The organism is Amycolatopsis sp. H20-H5 (assembly GCF_035828755.1).
Lineage (GTDB): Bacteria > Actinomycetota > Actinomycetes > Mycobacteriales > Pseudonocardiaceae > Amycolatopsis.
Genome location: NZ_JAYMZS010000064.1, coordinates 7,791 through 26,478 on the forward strand (window position 1 = coordinate 7,791; position 18,688 = coordinate 26,478).

Annotated in this window: 1 protein-coding gene (running past one end of the window); it reads left to right on the plus strand. The window is 72.7% G+C overall.

What is annotated here, in order from left to right; translation table 11 throughout:
- On the plus strand, positions 1-18,688 hold the 5' portion of the coding sequence (locus QMK34_RS29170; RefSeq protein WP_326417713.1) for a type I polyketide synthase. It continues 9,122 nt past the right edge of the window; 18,688 of the gene's 27,810 nt are visible here — the first part of the coding sequence; its start codon is at positions 1-3; its stop codon lies beyond the right edge, outside the window.

Here is an 18,688-nt window from a genome sequence, read left to right on the forward strand (position 1 = left end):
ATGGACAACGAACAGAAGCTCAGGGACTACCTCAAGCGGGCCAGTGCCGACCTCCAGCGGTCCCGCCAGCGGGTGAACGAACTCGAGGAGGCGGCGACCGAGCCGATCGCCATCGTCGGCATGAGCTGCCGCTTCCCGGGGAACGTCTCGAGCCCCGAGGACCTGTGGCGCATGGTCGTCGCCGGTGAAGACGGCATCTCAGGTTTCCCGGTCGATCGGGGCTGGGACTTCGACGAACTCCGTAGCACCGGCGCGGCCGGCACACCGGCCGAAGACGCCGGGGGTTTTCTGAGCGGTGCCACCGAATTCGACGCCGACTTCTTCGGAATCTCCCCGCGTGAAGCGCTCGCGATGGACCCCCAGCAGCGGGTGCTGCTCGAAACCGCCTGGGAGGCCTTCGAACGCGCCGGGATCGACCCCGCCGTCGTCCGCGGTACCCGGACCGGGGTGTTCGTCGGCGCGATGGCGCAGGACTACCGCGTCGGACCTGGTGAAGGCGTCGAAGGCTTCCAGCTGACCGGAAGCACCACCAGTGTCATGTCCGGCAGGCTGTCCTACACCTTCGGCATCGTCGGCCCCGCGGTCACCGTCGACACCGCGTGCTCGTCGTCGCTGGTCGCCCTGCACCTCGCCGGTCAATCGCTGCGCGCGGGGGAGTGCTCACTGGCGTTGGCCGGTGGCGTCACCGTGATGTCGAGCCCGGCCACCTTCATCGAGATGAACCGCCAGGGCGGCCTCGCCGTCGACGGTCACTGCCGTTCGTTCTCCGACGACGCCGACGGCACCGGCTGGTCGGAGGGCGTCGGCGTCCTCGTGCTGGAAAAGCTGTCCGACGCGCGCCGTAACGGGCACGAGGTGCTCGCCGTGCTGCGCGGGTCCGCGGTCAACCAGGACGGCGCGTCCAACGGCCTCACCGCTCCCAACGGCCCGTCGCAGCAGCGCGTCATCCAGCAAGCCCTGATCAACGCCCGGCTCTCGGCGCGCGAAGTCGACGTCGTCGAGGCACACGGAACCGGGACGACCCTTGGCGACCCGGTGGAGGCGCAGGCGCTGCTGGCGACCTACGGCCGCGACCGCGACGGGGACGCCCCGCTGCTGCTGGGCTCGGTCAAGTCGAACCTCAGTCACACCCAAGCCGCGGCGGGCGTCGCGGGCGTGATCAAGATGGTGCTGGCGATCCGGCACGGCGTGGTCCCGCGCACGCTGAACGTCGGCCGTCCGTCGTCCCATGTGGACTGGACCGCCGGTGCCGTCGAGCTGCTGACCGAGCAGGTCCCCTGGCCGGAGACCGGGCGTCCGCGCCGGGCCGGGGTCTCCTCGTTCGGGATCAGCGGGACCAACGCGCACACCCTCATCGAGCAGGCCCCTCCGGTCGAGCCCGTGCCGGACGACTCCCCGCGGGCCGATCCCGGCGTGGTCCCGCTGCCGGTCTCGGGCAAGACCGCCGAGGCGCTGCGGGCGCAGGCCACCACCCTGCTGTCCTTTGTGGAGGAACATCCCGGGGTCGGGCCGGCCGACCTCGCGTTTTCCCTGGCGACTTCGCGTGCCGGGTTCGAACACCGCGCTGTCCTGGCCGCCGCCGACCGCGACGCCGTGGTCGCGGGGCTGACCGCGCTCGCCGCCGACGCGTCCGCACCCGGGTTGGTGCGGGGAACCGTCCGGGGCAAGCCGAAACTGGCGTTCCTGTTCACCGGCCAAGGCTCGCAGCGGCTCGGCATGGGCCGGGAACTGCACGCCCGGTTCCCCGAGTTCGCCGCCGCGCTGGCCGCGGTGGCCGCCGCGGTCGACGTCCACCTCGAGCGTCCGCTGAAGGAGGTCATGTGGGGCGAGCAGGCCGAAACGCTGGAGCGGACCGAGTACGCGCAGCCCGCGCTGTTCGCCGTCGAGGTCGCCCTGTTCCGGTTGATGGAAGCCTGGGGCGTCAAGGCGGACTTCCTGACCGGGCACTCGATCGGCGAGCTCGCCGCGGCCCATGTCTCCGGCGTGTTCTCGCTCGAAGACGCCGCGACGCTGGTGGCGGCCCGCGGCAGGCTGATGCAGGCGTTGCCCGTCACCGGATCCATGGTGTCGGTGCAGGCCACCGAGGCTGAGGTCCGGCCGCTGCTGGCGGGCCGGGAGCACCAGGTCTCGCTCGCCGCGGTCAATGGCCCGGCTTCGGTGGTCCTCGCCGGGGACAGTGACGTTGCCGACGAGATCGCGGCGCACTTCGGGGCGCTGGACCGCAAGACCAGGAAGCTCCGCGTGTCGCACGCCTTCCACTCGCCGCACGTCGAGCCGATGCTCGACGAGTTCCGTGCGGTGGTCGCGGGACTTTCCCCGCAGGCGCCGCTGATCCCGATCGTGTCCACCTTGACCGGCGAGCCCATGACCGCCGAGCAGGCGACCTCGCCGGGCTACTGGGCGGACCACGTCCGCCACGCCGTCCGGTTCGCCGACAGCGTCGGCTGGTTGCGTGAGCACGGTGCCGGGGTGTTCCTGGAGCTCGGCCCCGACGGGGTGCTGTCCGCGATGGCCCAGACCTCGCTCGAAGACACCGAAGACACCGAAGACACCCAAGAGCCGGAAGCCGTCGCGTTCCCGGCGCTGCGGGCGGACCGGCCGGAGGCCGAGGCGATCGCCGCCGCGGCCGGGAGCCTGCACGTCCACGGCGTCCGCCTCCGCTGGGACGCCTTCTTCGCCGGAACCGGCGCCCGTCGCGTCGACCTGCCGACCTACCCCTTCCAGCGGCGCCGCTTCTGGCCGAAGGCGATGTTCACCGAAGCCGCCGACCTGCGCGCGGCCGGGCTCGGCGCGGCGCATCACCCGCTGCTCACCGCGGCCGTCGCGCTGGCCGACTCGGACGGCTTCCTGCTGACCGGACGGCTGTCGCTGCAGTCCCACCCCTGGCTCGCCGACCACGCGGTCCGCGGCGTCGTCCTGCTGCCCGGCACGGCGTTCCTGGAACTGGCCTTCCGCGCCGGTGACGAGGTCGGCTGCGACCGCGTCGAGGAGCTCACGCTCGCTTCCCCGCTCGTCCTGCCCGCTCAGGGCGGCGTCCAGGTCCAGGTCTGGGTCGGTGCGCCCGACGAGTCCGGCCGGCGCTCGCTGACCCTGTACTCCCGGCCCGATGTCGCGGACGCCGGCGACGAGCTGCCCTGGGTCCAGCACGCTGCCGGGGTCCTCGCCGCCGGTGACGACGCGGCGGTGTCCGATGTGGACTTCGCCGAGTGGCCGCCTGCCGGCGCGGAGGCGCTCGACCTCGACGGGCACTATGACCGCCTCGCCGACGGCGGCTTCGAGTACGGCCCGATGTTCCGTGGCCTCACCGCCGCCTGGCAACGCGGCGACGACCTCTTCGCCGAGCTGCGGCTACCCGAGGGAGCCGACGCCGACGCGTTCGGCATCCACCCCGCGCTGCTCGACTCCGCCTTGCACGCCGCGGTGTTCGCGGAGCTGGGCGAAGGCGGCCTCCCGTTCTCCTGGGAAGGCGTCTCGCTCCACGCGACCGGTGCGTCCGCCGCGCGGATCAAGATCACGAAGATCGCCGAGGACGCCGTCGCCATCTCGGTCGTCGACACCGCGGGTGAGCCGGTCGCGTCGATCGATTCCCTCGTGCTGCGCGCGGCAGCCGGTGACGGGGCGTCCGCCGGAGCCGGGCGTGGCTCGCTGTTCACCCTCGGCTGGAAGAAGGTCCGCACCACCCGCGTGGCCGTGACGGCCTCGATCGGTGTGCTCGGCGAGGACGTCTTCGGTCTGGCCGCGGCTGTCCACGAAGCCGGCCTCGTGGCCGAGGCGCACCCCGGTGCGCGCTGGCCGGAGGGCGCCGTCCCGGAGATCGTCCTGGTCTCGCTGCACGGTGCAGCCACCGACGTTGCGGCCACCGACGTCCCCGCCGCCGCACACACGCTGGCCGCGGAAGCACTGTCGCTGGTCCAAGGCTGGCTGGCCGACGACAGGTGTGCCGAGTCCCGGCTGGTCTTCGTCACCCGCGGCGCCGAAAGCGGCGACCTCGCGGCGGCACCGGTCTGGGGCCTGGTCAGGTCGGCCCAGAACGAGCACCCCGGCCGCTTCGGGCTGCTCGACCTCGACCCGGAGTCGGCGTCGATCGCCGAACTCGTTGCCGCGCTCGCCGTGGCCGAACCGCAGCTCATCATCCGCGACGGCGTCCTGCTGCAGGGGCGCCTTGCGCGCGTTTCCCCGGCCACCCCGGCCGGACCGGGGTGGACCGCGGACGGAACCGTGCTGATCACCGGTGGGGTCAGCGGTCTGGGCGGGGTCTTCGCCCGGCACCTGGTCGCCGAGCACGGCGTCCGGCACCTGCTGGTGCTCAGCCGCCGGGGCGCGGCCGCCGAAGGTGCCGCCGAGCTCGTCGCCGAACTCGCCGAACGGGGTGCGGAAGTCACCATCGCCGCCTGCGACGTCGCCGATCGCGGTGCGCTCAGCGAGGTGCTGGCGGCCGTCCCGGCCGAGTACCCGCTGAGCGGGGTCGTCCACACGGCCGGGGTGCTCGACGACGGCGTCATCTCCGCACTCACACCCGAACGACTGGACGCCGTCCTGACACCGAAGGTCGACGCGGTCTGGAACCTGCACGAACTCACTCGCGATCGTGCGCTGAGCGCGTTCGTCGTCTTCTCCTCGGTCGCCGGTACTTTCGGTGCCGCCGGACAGGCGAACTACGCCGCTGCCAACGCCTTCGTCGATGCACTCGCCCGGCAGCGCCGGGCCGAGGGCCTGCCGGGGCTGGCGCTCGCCTGGGGCCCTTGGGGCCAGTCCGGCGGCATGACCGGCACCCTCACCGAAGCCGACCTCCAGCGGCTGGCCCGCGCGGGCACCCCGCCGATCACCGTCGAGCAGGGGGTCGAACTGTTCGACGCCGCCCTGTCGTCGCCGGAGCCGCTGGTGCTGCCGGTCCGGCTCGACCTGGCCGCGCTGCGTGCGCTCGGTGACGTCCCGCATCTGCTGCGCGGGCTGATCAAGACCTCCGCCCGGCGCTCGGTGATCGCCGGGACCGCCGCGGCGTCCGGCCTGGTGCAGCGGCTGCTCCGGCTCGACGCGGCGGACCGCGCGGACACCGTGCTGGACCTCGTGCGGGCCGAGGTCGCCGCGACGCTCGGGCACGCCGGGGCGGAGTCCATCGACCCCGCCAGGGCGTTCACCGATCTCGGGTTCGACTCGCTCACCGCGGTCGAACTGCGCAACCGGCTCAGCCGCGTCACCGGGCTGCGCACCTCGGCCACGGTGATCTTCGACTATCCGACCTCGAACACGCTGGCCGCCCACGTGCTCGGTGAGCTGATGGACTCCGAAGCCGCGCCCAGTACCCCCGCCGGAGGGGTCTCGCGCGCCTCGACCGGTGACGACCCGATCGTCATCGTCGGGATGAGCTGCCGCTATCCCGGCGGTGTCGGTTCGCCGGAGGACCTGTGGCGACTCGTCAGCGAAGGCGCCGACGCCATTTCGGGGTTCCCGGTCAACCGCGGCTGGGACCTGGACGGGCTGTACGACCCCGACCCGGACCACCTGGGCACGACGTACACGCGGGCCGGGGGTTTCCTGCACGACGCGGGCGAGTTCGACCCGGCCTTCTTCGGGATGAGCCCGCGTGAAGCGATGTCGACGGACTCGCAGCAGCGGTTGCTGCTGGAGGCCTCGTGGGAAGCCGTCGAGCGCGCCGGGATCGACCCGGTTTCGCTGCGCGGCAGCCAGACCGGCGTGTTCGCCGGGGTGATGTACAACGACTACGGCGCGGTCCTCGCCGGTGGTGACTTCGAAGGCTTCCAGGGCAGTGGGACCGCACCGAGCGTGGCTTCGGGACGTGTCTCCTACACGCTCGGGCTGGAGGGCCCCGCGGTCACCATCGACACCGCGTGCTCGTCCTCGCTCGTCGCGATGCACTGGGCGATGCAGGCGTTGCGGGCGGGGGAGTGCTCGCTCGCGCTCGCCGGCGGGGTCACGGTCATGTCCACCCCGGCCTCGCTGATCGAATTCGCCCGGCAGCGCGGACTTTCGCCCGATGGCCGCTGCAAGTCCTTCTCCGACACCGCGGACGGCGTCGGCTGGTCGGAGGGCGTCGGCGTCCTGGTGCTGGAGCGGCTGTCCGACGCGCGCCGCAACGGGCACGAGGTGCTCGCCGTGGTCCGCGGGTCCGCGGTGAACCAGGACGGCGCGTCCAACGGCCTCACCGCCCCCAACGGTCCCTCGCAGCAGCGCGTCATCCGCCAGGCCTTGGCGAGCGCCGGTCTGTCCACTTCGGACATCGACGTCGTCGAAGCGCACGGGACCGGCACCAGGCTGGGCGACCCGATCGAGGCGCAGGCACTGCTCGCGACCTACGGCCGCGACCGTGATGAGGACCGCCCGCTGCTGCTCGGCTCGGTGAAGTCCAATCTCGGCCACACCCAGGCCGCGGCCGGGGTCGCCGGGGTCATCAAGATGGTGATGGCGATGCGCCACGGGGTGCTCCCGCGGACCCTGCACGCCGCTCGGCCCTCGTCCGAAGTGGACTGGACGGCCGGAGCGGTCGAGCTGCTCACCGAAGCGACCGAGTGGCCCGCCACCGACCGCCCGCGCCGCGCGGGGATCTCGTCGTTCGGGATCAGCGGCACCAACGCCCACACCATCATCGAGCAGGCACCCGCCCCGGCCCCGGTCGTGGTGACCGTGGTGGCCGAACCCCGCGCGGACCGGGTCGTGCCGTGGCTGGTGTCCGGCAAGACGCGGGACGCGCTGCGCGCCCAGGCCGCCGCACTGAAGGCCTACATCGAGTCCGACCCCGGCCTGGACGTCACCGATGTCGCACTGTCGCTGGCCACCACCCGTTCGGCGTTCGACCGGCGCGCGGCCGTGGTCGCCTCGGACCGCGCCGAACTCCTGGCCGCGCTCGGCGCGCTCGCCTCGGGCACCCCCGCCCTCGGCCTGGCCGAAGGGGAAACCGGTGGCGGGACCAAGGCGGCGATGCTGTTCGCCGGACAGGGCAGCCAGCGTCCCGGTATGGGGCGCGAGCTCGCGGAGCGGTTCCCGGTGTTCGCTGCCGCGCTCGACGAGATCACGACCCTGCTCGACGCCGGACTCGACCGTCCCCTGCGTGAGGTCCTCTTCGCCGAGGAGGGCACCCCCGAGGCCGAGCTGCTCGACCAGACCGGGTGGACCCAGCCCGCGCTGTTCGCACTCGAAGTCGCGCTGTTCCGGCTGGTGGAGTCGTGGGGCGTCAAGCCCGCCGCGGTCGCCGGGCATTCGATCGGCGAGCTCGCCGCGGCGCACGTCGCCGGGGTGCTTTCGCTGGCCGACGCCTGCACGCTGGTGACCGCCCGCGCGAAGCTCATGCAGGCCCTGCCGTCCGGCGGTGCCGCCATGATCTCGTTGCAGGCCACCGAGGACGAGGTCACCCCGCTGCTGACCGGCACGGTGTCCCTCGCCGCGGTCAACGGAGCGGCCTCGGTGGTCGTCGCCGGTGACGAAGCCGCGGCCACCGCGATCGCCGCGCACTTCGCGGAACTGGGCCGCAAGACCAAGCGCCTGCGGGTGAGCCATGCCTTCCACTCGCCGCACATGGACGCGATGCTCGACGAATTCCGCGCGGTGGCGCGGACCCTCACCTACAGCGAACCCGTGCTTCCGCTGGTCTCCACGCTCACCGGCGGGTTCGCCACCGCCGACCAGGTCTGCGCCGCGGACTACTGGGTCGACCACGTCCGCGGCACGGTCCGGTTCGCCGACGGCGTGCGGACCCTGCGCGACTCTGGCCTGACCACCTTCTTCGAGCTCGGACCCGACGGCGTGCTCTCGGCGGTGGCCGAGGACATCCTCGCCGAGGACGGCGATCACACCGGTGAGCCGGACGCGGAATCCGTCCCGGCACTGCGCGGTGACCGCCCCGAGGAACTGGCGATCACCGGCGCGCTGGCCCGGCTCCACGTGCGCGGCCTGACCGTCTGCTGGCCCGCGTTCTTCGCCGGTACCGGCGCGCGCCGGGTGGATCTGCCGACTTATGCCTTCCAGCACGAGTTCTACTGGCCCGAGATCGTCCCGCTGCCCACCGCGGCCGACCCGGCCGACGAGCGGCTGTGGGCCGCGCTCGAGCGCGGCGACGCCGACCAGCTCGCCGCTCTGCTCGGCCTGCGCGAGGAGCACTTCTCCTCGCTCGGTTCCCTGCTTCCCGCGTTGACGTCGTGGCGCCACGGCAGGCACGAACGTTCGCTGCTCGACTCGTGGCGCTACCGCGTCGAGTGGAAGCCGCTGCGCCTGCCGGTGACCCCGGCCCTGAACGGCACCTGGCTCCTGGTGACCACGGACGCGATCGACGATGCCGAAGTCGTCGCCGCGCTCGTCGCGCACGGTGCGACCGTGCGACAGCTGACGCTCGACGACTCCTGCGCAGACCGCGCTGTGCTCGCCGCACGACTCGCCGAAGCCGGTGAAGGCATCGGTGATGGCGTAGGTGATGGCATTGCCGGGATCGTCTCGCTGCTCGCCTCGGACGAGCGGGACAACGCCGCCAACCCGGTGCTCTCCACCGGACTCGCCCTGACCGTCGCGCTCATCCAGGCCCTCGGCGAAGCCGGGCTCGACACTCCATTGTGGACGCTGACCTGCGGTGCGGTGTCGACCGGCCACTGGGATCCGGTCACCAGCCCGGCCCAGGCCGCGGTGTGGGGACTCGGCCGGGTCGCGGCGCTGGAGTACCCGCGGCACTGGGGCGGCTTGATCGACCTGCCGTCCACCATCGACGAGCCCGCCGCCAGGACCCTGGTCACCGTCCTCGCCGGACTCGACGGCGAAGATCAGGTGGCGGTGCGGTCCGCCGGGGCCTCGGGCCGGCGCCTCGCGCACTACTCCGTCGACGATCTGCCCGGCGACTTCACCGCGTCCGGGAGCGTCCTGGTCACCGGCGGAACGGGCGCGCTCGGCGCTGAAGTGGCCCGCGGGCTCGCCCGCAGCGGTGCGGAGAACCTGGTCCTGACCAGCCGCCGCGGCCCGGCCGCGCCGGGTGCGGCCGAACTGCGCACCGAGCTGGAGGAACTGGGCGCGCGCGTCGACCTCGTCTCCTGCGATGTCGCCGACCGCGACGCGCTGGCGGCCGTCCTGGCCCGCATCCCGGCCGAGTACCCGCTCACCGGCGTCGTGCACACGGCCGGTGTCGGCCAGGCGTCCCCGCTCCACGAGACCGACACGGACACGTTCGCCGGGATCATGTCGGCGAAGGTGTCCGGCGCGGTCAACCTCGACGCGCTGCTCGGCGACACCGGGCTCGACTTCTTCGTGCTCTTCTCCTCCATCGCGGGCGTCTGGGGCAGTGGCGGCCAGAGCGCGTATGGCGCGGGCAACGCCTATCTCGACGCGCTCGCCGGACAGCGGCGCGCCCGGGGCCTCGCCGCGACGTCGATCGCGTGGGGACCGTGGGCCGAGGCGGGTATGGCCACCGACGACGCCGTCTCGGCCGACCTCGCCCGCCGCGGCCTCGCCTTCCTCGACGCCGGGCCCGCGATCGCCGAGCTTCGCCGCGCGGTGGTGCAGCAGGACGTCGCGGTGGCTGTCGCCGACGTCGACTGGGAGCGCTACTTCCCGATCTTCACCTCGCTGCGGCCCAGCCCGCTGCTCGGAGACCTGCCCGAAGCCCGCGCCACCCTCGACACCGGGCAGGACGGCGGCGGCGGCTCCGAGTTCGCCACGCGCCTGCTGAGTCTGGCCGAAGACGACCAGCGTCGGCTCCTGCTCGACCTCGTCCGCGCGGAAGCCGCCGTGGTCCTCGGCCACGCCTCCGCCGAAGCGGTCACCGAGCGCCAGTCGTTCCGCGACGTCGGCTTCGACTCGATGACCGCGGTCGAACTGCGCAAGCGGCTCGCCAAGGCGACCGGCCTGAACCTGCCGACCACGCTGGCCTTCGACTACCCGAACCCGGCCGCGCTGGCCGCGTTCCTGCGCACCGAGGTCCTCGGCGGCACCAGCGACCTGGTTCCGGCGGCCACTGGCGCCACCGGTGTCACCGTGGACGACGACCCGATCGTCATCATCGGCATGAGCTGCCGCTTCCCCGGCGGCGTCCAGTCGCCGGAGCAGCTCTGGGACCTCGTCTCCCGGGGTGCCGACGCCGTCACCGACTTCCCGGCCGATCGCGGCTGGGACGGCGAGGGCCTGTACGACCCGGACCCCGACCGGCCCGGTGGCACTTACACCACGCAGGGCGGGTTCCTGCACCAGGCGGCCGAGTTCGACCCCGGCTTCTTCGGGATCTCCCCGCGCGAGGCGCTGGCGATGGACCCGCAGCAGCGGCTCCTGCTGGAGACCGCGTGGGAGACCTTCGAGCGGGCGGGGATCGACCCCGAGACCGTCCACGGCAGTCCCACCGGCACCTTCATCGGCGCCAGCTACCAGGATTACGGCGCCGGGGCCGACCTCAGCGGCTCCGAAGGCATGATGGTCACCGGCACCAGCCCCAGCGTGCTCTCGGGCCGGGTGGCCTACCTGTTCGGGCTGGAAGGCCCGGCCGTCACCGTCGACACCGCGTGCTCGTCCTCGCTGGTCGCGCTCCACCTCGCCTGCCAGTCGCTGCGCAACGGCGAAAGCTCGCTCGCACTGGCGGGCGGCGCGCACATCATGGCCAACCCCGGCCCGTTCGTCGCCTTCAGCCGCCAGCGCGCGCTCGCCGCCGACGGCCGCACCAAGGCGTTCGGTGATGGCGCGGACGGCATGATCCTCGCCGAGGGCGTCGGGCTCGTGCTGGTGGAGCGCCTGTCCGACGCACGCCGCAACGGGCACCCGGTGCTCGCGATGGTGCGGGGTTCGGCGATCAACCAGGACGGCGCGTCCAACGGCATGACCGCGCCCAACGGCCCCTCACAGCAGCGGGTCATCCGGCAGGCGCTCGCCAACTCCGGCCTGACCGCGGCCGAGATCGACGCCGTCGACGGCCACGGCACCGGCACCGCGCTGGGTGACCCGATCGAGGCGCAGGCGCTGCAGGCGACCTACGGCCGCGACCGGGACCCGGCCAGCCCGCTGCTGCTCGGCTCGGTCAAGACGAACCTCGGGCACACGCAGTCCGCCGCGGGTGTCGCGAGTGTGCTCAAGATGGTCATGGCGATGCACCACGGCCTGCTGCCGAGCACGCTGAACTCCGAGACGCCGTCCTCGCACATCGACTGGTCGCCCGGCACGATCTCGCTGCTGAACGAGGCGACGCCGTGGCCGGAGACCGGCCGCCCGAGGCGCGCCGCGGTGTCCTCGTTCGGGATCAGTGGCACCAACGCGCACACCATCCTCGAATACGTCCCGGAAGAGACTCCTGCCCCAGTGCCCGACAGCCCGGCGGGGATCGTCCCGCTGGTGCTGTCGGGCAAGTCCGCTGCCGCGCTGCGCGGCCAGGCCGGGCTGCTGACGGCCTTGGTGGCCGGTGAGCCCGAGCTGCGGACCGCCGACCTCGCGCACTCGCTGGTCACCTCGCGGACGCTGTTCGAACACCGCGCCGTGGTGCTCGGGGCCGACCACGTCGACCTCCTGGCGGGCCTGAACACCTTGAGCAGCAACGGTTCTTCGGCCGGGGTGGTCACCGGTACGGCCGACATCGACGGCCGCACGGTCTTCGTCTTCCCCGGGCAGGGCTCGCAGTGGGCGGGCATGGGAGCGGACCTCGCCGACGAGTCGCCGGTCTTCGCCGAGCGCCTCGCCGAATGCGGGGCCGCACTGTCGCCGTTCGTGGACTGGTCCCTGTTCGACGTCCTGCGGCAGGTCGAAGGCGCGCCCTCGCTGGAGCGCGTCGATGTGGTCCAGCCCGCCACCTGGGCGGTGATGGTCTCCCTGGCCGCGCTGTGGCGGTTCCGGGGCGTCAAGCCGGACGCCGTGGTCGGCCACTCGCAGGGTGAGATCGCCGCGGCCGTGGTCTCCGGCGCGCTCTCACTCGAAGACGGGGCGCGGGTCGTGGCACTGCGCAGCCAGGCGATCGGCCGCACGCTGGCCGGGCTCGGCGGCATGATGTCGATCGCTCTGCCCGTGGCCGAAGTCGAGACGCGGCTGGCCGGCCGCGGCGCGGGCATCTCCGTCGCGGCGGTCAACGGGCCGAAGTCCGTGGTCGTCTCCGGTGAGCCCGAGCTGCTCGACGCGCTGTCCGGCGAGCTGAGCGCCGAGGAGGTCCGGGTGCGCCGGATCGCGGTGGACTACGCGTCGCACTCCGCGCAGGTCGAGCTGCTCGAAGCCGAGCTGGCTTCGGTGCTGTCCGCGGTCCGTCCGCGGGGGTCGGAAATCCCGTTCTTCTCCACGGTGACCGGGGATTGGCTCGACACCACGACGATGGACGCCGGGTACTGGTACCGGAACCTGCGGCAGACCGTCGGGTTCGAACCCGCGATCGCGGAGCTGGTGGCCCAGGGCCACCGCGCGTTCGTCGAGTGCAGCCCGCACCCGGTGCTGACCACCGCGGTGCAGGACACCGCCGAAGCCGCCGGGGTCAAAGCCGTCGCGGCCGGCACCTTGCGCCGCGACCAGGGCGGCGCTGGCCGGTTCCTGACCTCGCTGGCCGAGGTCTTCGTGCGCGGGGTCCGGGTCGACTGGGCGGGCCTGTTCCCCGGCGCCCGGCGCGTCTCGCTGCCCACTTACGCCTTCCAGCACGAAAACTTCTACGCCGTGCCCGTCGAACCGGTTGCCAAGGCGGCGGTGGACGCGGCCGACGCCGAGTTCTGGAACGCCGTCGAGGAGCAGGACTTCGACTCGCTCAGTGCGAGCCTCGACGTCGACGGCGCCTCGCTGGCCACCGTGCTGCCCGCGCTGTCTTCGTGGCGGCGCCGGCGCCAAGACAAGTCCACAGTGGACTCCTGGCGTTACCGGGCCACCTGGAAGCCGGTCAAGACCACCTCGTCGGCGACCTTGTCCGGGACCTGGCTCGTGGTGACCGCCGACGGCACCGACGACACCGAAATCGTGACTCTGCTGGAGAATCACGGCGCCCAGGCCGAACGGCTCGTGCTGGACGAGTCCGCCATGGACCGCGAAGTCCTCGCCGCACTCCTCGCCGGTTTCGACGGTGTGTCCGGTGTCGTCTCGCTCCTGGCGTTCGCCGAGCGGCGCAGCGACGCGCACCCCGAACTCGCCACCGGTCTGGCCTTGACCGTCTCCCTGATCCAGGCCCTCGGCGACGCGAACCTCGACGCGCCGATGTGGAGCCTGACCCGCGGCGCTGTCTCGACCGGCCGGTCTGACCAGGTGCCCAACCCCGTGCAGGCACAGGTCCTCGGCCTCGGCTGGACCGCCGCGCTGGAGCACCCGCGGCGCTGGGGCGGTGTCATCGACCTGCCCGAGATCCTCGACGAGCGGGGTGCCGGACGGCTCGCCGGACTGCTGGCAGGCACCACCGCCGAGGACCAGCTCGCGATCCGTTCCTCCGGCGTGCTCGCCCGGCGCGTCGTCCCGGCCCCGGCAGGCGAGGAGGACACGGACCGCCCGTGGACTCCGCGCGGGACCACGCTGATCACCGGCGGCACCGGCACGCTCGCCAAGCACCTCGCACGGTGGCTCGCCGCTCAGGGCGCCGAGCACCTCGTGCTGACCAGCCGTCGCGGCATCGACGCACCCGGGGCCCCGGACCTTCTCGCGGAGCTGATCGAACTCGGCTCGGACGCCGAAATGGTCTCCTGCGACATCGCCGACCGCGACTCGGTCGCGCGGCTGCTGGCCGGGCTGAAGGCGGCCGGGCGGACCGTGCGCACCGTCGTGCACACCGCCGCCGTCATCGAACTGAGCTCGCTCGACGCCACCGACCTGGACTCGTTCGCCCGGGTCATCCGCGCCAAGGTCCTTGGTGCGCAACACCTTGACGAGCTGCTGGACAACGACGAGCTCGACGCGTTCGTGCTCTACTCGTCCACCGCCGGTCTGTGGGGCAGCGGGCTGCACGCCGCCTACGTGGCCGGTAACGCCTACCTGGGCGCGCTGGCCGAGAACCGGCACCGCCGGGGCCTGCCCGCGACTTCGGTCTCCTGGGGCATCTGGGCCGACGACATCGAGCTCGGCCGGGTCGACCCCGAGCAGATCCGCCGCAGCGGCTTGGTCTTCATGGACCCGGCCCTCGCCATCGCCGCACTGCGTCGCGCACTGGACGAGCAGGACACGGCGATCGCGATCGCCGACGTCGACTGGGAGCGATATCACCCCGTCTACACCTCGGTCCGGCCGACCGCGCTGTTCGCCGAAGTACCCGAAGTGCGGCGGCTCACCGAGGGCGCCGAGGAGACCAAGGGGACGGTCGGCGAAGGGGAGTTCGCCGCCAGGCTGCGTTCGCTCCCGGCCGCCGAACAGGACCGCCTGCTGCTCGACCTGGTCCGCGGCGAAGCGGCGACGGTGCTCGGACACGATTCCAGTGAGGCGCTCTCGGAGCAGCGGGCCTTCCGCGACGTCGGTTTCGACTCGCTCACCGCGGTGGACCTGCGCAACCGGCTCGCCACCGCCACCGGGCTGACCCTGCCGAGCACGATGGTGTTCGACTACCCGAGCCCGCTCGTGCTCGCCGCGTTCCTCCGCTCGGAAATCGCCGGGGCCCAGGTCACCACGATCGCCCCGGCGGCTTCGGGCGCCGACCTCGACGACCCGATCGTCATCATCGGGATGGGCTGCCGCTACCCGGGCGGCGTCAGCTCCCCGGACGACCTCTGGGAGCTGGTCACCCGCGGCGGGGACGTCATCTCCGGCTTCCCGGCCGACCGCGGCTGGGACGGCGAAAGCCTGTTCGACGCGGACCCGGACCGCCCCGGCAAGACCTACTCCACACAGGGCGGGTTCCTGCACGACGTCGCCGAGTTCGACCCCGGTTTCTTCGGCATCTCGCCGCGCGAGGCACTGGCGATGGACCCGCAGCAGCGGCTCCTGCTGGAGACGGCGTGGGAGACCTTCGAGCGGGCCGGGATCGACCCGGCCACCCTGCGCGGAAGCCAGGCGGGCACCTTCATCGGTGCGAGCTACCAGGACTACAGCTCCGCCGGGGACAGCGCGGCGGAGAGCTCCGAAGGCCACATGATCACCGGCACCCTGTCGAGCATCCTGTCCGGCCGGATCTCCTACCTGTTCGGGCTGGAGGGCCCCGCGATCACTCTCGACACCGCGTGCTCGTCATCGCTGGTGGCGCTGCACCTGGCCTGCCAGTCGGTGCGCAACGGGGAGAGTTCGGTCGCGCTGGCGGGCGGGGTCAGCGTGATGTCCACCCCGAACGCGTTCGTCGGCTTCAGCCGCCAGCGCGCGATGGCCGCCGACGGCCGCTGCAAGGCCTACGCCGAAGCCGCCGACGGGATGAGCCTGGCCGAAGGCGTCGGGCTGGTGCTCGTCGAGCGACTGTCCGACGCGCGGCGCAACGGACACCAGGTGCTGGCCGTGGTCCGCGGTTCGGCGGTCAACCAGGACGGGGCGTCCAACGGCCTCACCGCCCCGAACGGTCCTTCGCAGCAGCGGGTCATCCGCCAGGCGCTGGCCAACTCGGGACTCGCCCCGGCCGACGTCGACGTGCTCGAAGGGCACGGCACCGGCACCGCGCTCGGCGACCCCATCGAGGCGCAGGCGATCCTCGCGACCTACGGGCAGGACCGCGAACGCCCGCTGCTGCTGGGCTCGGTCAAGTCCAACATCGGGCACACGCAGATGGCGTCCGGGGTCGCCAGCGTCATCAAGGCCGTGCTGGCGATGCGCCACGGCGTGGTGCCGAAGACCCTGCACATCGACGAGCCGTCCTCGCACGTCGACTGGACCTCCGGTGCCATCCAGCTGCTCACCGACCAGGTCGAGTGGCCCGAGTCCGGCCGTCCGCGCCGAGCGGGTGTCTCCTCCTTCGGGTTGAGCGGCACCAACGTCCACACCCTGCTCGAACAGGCCCCCGTGGTCGACGTCGAAGTGCGCGAGCCCACCACCGGTGCCGTGCCGGTGTTGCTGTCCGGGCGGAGCGAACAGGCTCTGCGCGACCAGGCCGCCCGCGTGCTCGCACTGCTGGAGGCGCGGCCCGACACGAACCCGGCCGACCTCGCGTTCTCACTGGCCACTTCCCGGTCGAGCTTCGACCGCCGCGCCGGTCTGGTCGCCCTCGACCACGACGACCTCGTCCGCGGGCTGACCGCACTGCGCGAGGGCACCCCGACCGGCGGCCTGGCCCAGGGCACCCCCGCCCGCAGCCGGATCGCGTTCCTGTTCACCGGGCAGGGCAGCCAGCGCTCGGGCATGGGCCGTGAGCTCTACGAACGTTTCGGTGTCTTCGCCGAAGCCTTCGACGCCGCGTCGGCCTGCTTCGACGTCGAGCTCGAGCGTCCACTGCGCGAAATCGTCTTCGCCGACGAAGACACGCCTGAAGCAGCCCTGCTCGACACCACCGGCTACACCCAGCCTGCGTTGTTCGCCCTCGAAGTCGCGCTGTTCCGGCTCGCCGAGTCCTGGGGTGTCCGGCCGGACTACCTGACCGGGCACTCCATCGGCGAGCTCGCCGCCGCCCACGCCGCCGGGGTCTTCTCGCTCGAAGACGCCTGCGTGCTGGTGGCCGCCCGCGGCCGGTTGATGCAGGCTCTGCCCGAGGGCGGCGCGATGGTGTCGCTGCAGGCGAGCGAGGACGAAGTCACCCCGCACCTGACCGCCGGTGTCTCGATCGCGGCGATCAACGGCCCGGCTTCGCTGGTGGTTTCCGGCGATGAGGACGACGTCCTCGCCATCGCCGCGCGGTTCGAAACCGACGGCCGCAAGACCAAGCGGCTCACCGTGAGCCACGCCTTCCACTCGCCCCGCATGGACGCGATGCTGGCCGAATTCACCAGGGTCGCCCAGGGCGTCACCTACCACGCACCGGTGATCCCGCTGGTGTCCAATGTGACCGGCACGCTCGCCACCGCCGAGCAGGTGGGCGACCCCGCCTACTGGGCCGGGCACGTCCGCGGCACCGTGCGGTTCGCCGACGGCGTGAGCCTGCTGGCCGCCGAGGGCGTCACCGCGTTCATCGAACTCGGCCCCGACGGCGTCCTGTCCGGCATGGCCCGGCAGGTGCTCGGCGAGGACTCCGACGCAGTCCTGGTCCCGGCGCTGCGCCGCGACCGGCCCGAGGTCGCCGCGCTCACCGCGACCCTGACCCGCCTGCACGTCCACGGCGTCACGGTCGACTGGACCGCGTTCTTCGCCGGTTCGCCCGTGCGGCGGGTGGACCTGCCGACCTACCCGTTCCAGCACGAGCGCTTCTGGCCCGAGCCCGGCGAGGCGGCGGCCACCGAGCACGCTGACCCCGTCGACGCCGAATTCTGGGCCGCGGTCGACCGCGAAGACCTCGTTTCCCTCGCCGCCACCCTCGACCTCGACGACGACACGATCACCGCGATGGTGCCCGCGCTGTCGTCCTGGCGCCGCCGCCACGACCAGTCCACAGTGGACGACTGGCGCTACCGGGTCAGCTGGAAGCCGTTGTCCGCCAGCGCCACGGCCCGGCCCGCCCGTACCGGAACCTGGCTGGTCGTCACCGCACCCGGCGCGGACACCGGCTGGGTCGACACCGCCGTCACCGGGTCCGGCAGCGAAACGGTCCGGATCGAGCCGACCGGCGACCGGAGCACCCTGGCCGAGCGGCTTCGCGAACTCGGCACCGAGTTCGCCGGTGTCCTTTCCTTCACGGCGCTGGACAACAAAGCGCCGGACAACAAAGCGCTGGACAACAAAGCGCCGGACAACAAAGCGCTGGACAACAAAGCGCTGGACAACAAAGCGCCGGACAACACCGAGGCACCTTCGGCGTTGACGCTCACCGCGACCCTCGTACAGGCACTCGGTGACGCCGGGATCACCGCTCCACTGTGGTGCCTGACCCGCGGGGCGGTCTCGATCGGCCGGTCCGAGCAGATCGCCGATCCGGTCCAGGCCGGGGTGTGGGGTCTCGGCCGCGTGGTCGGGCTGGAACACCCCGACCGCTGGGGCGGCCTCGTCGACCTTCCCGCCGACCTCGACCAGCCCACCGCGCACCGCCTCGCCGCCGTGCTCACCGGTACCGAGGACCAGGTGGCCGTCCGGGCTTCCGGTGCCTTCGGCCGCCGCCTGGCCCACCGGCCCACCGGCGCCGACCAGGCCGGGACCTACACGCCTTCGGGGACCGCGCTGGTCACCGGCGGCACCGGCGGGCTGGGCGCGCACGTCGCCCGCTGGCTCGCCGGTGGCGGCGCCGAGCACGTCGTGCTGCTCAGCCGCCGCGGACCGGACGCCCCCGGGGCGGCCGCCTTGCACGAGGAACTGGCCGGACTCGGTGCCGAGGTCACCATCCTCGCCTGCGACGCGGCCGACCGCGACGCACTGGCTTCGGTCTTCGACCGCTTCCCGATCACCGCTGTCTTCCACACCGCGGGCGTGGTCGAAGACAGCGTCGTCGACGCGCTGACGCCGGAGAGGTTCGCCGCCGTCTGGCGGTCGAAAGTCGTGTCGGCACAGGCTCTCGACGAGCTGACCCGCGAAACCGAGCTGTCCGCGTTCGTCCTGTTCTCCTCCACCTCCGGCACGCTCGGCTCGGCGGGACAGGGCAACTACGCCGCGGCCAACGCCACCCTGGACGCGCTCGCCGAGCACCGCGGCTCCCTCGGGCTCGCGGCGACGTCGATCGCCTGGGGCCCGTGGGCCGACGGCGGCATGGTCACCGACGGCGCGTCGCTCGAAAGCCGGCTGCGGCGCGGCGGGTTCGGGCTGCTCGCCCCGGACCTCGCGATCGCCTCGATGGGGCGCGCGATCG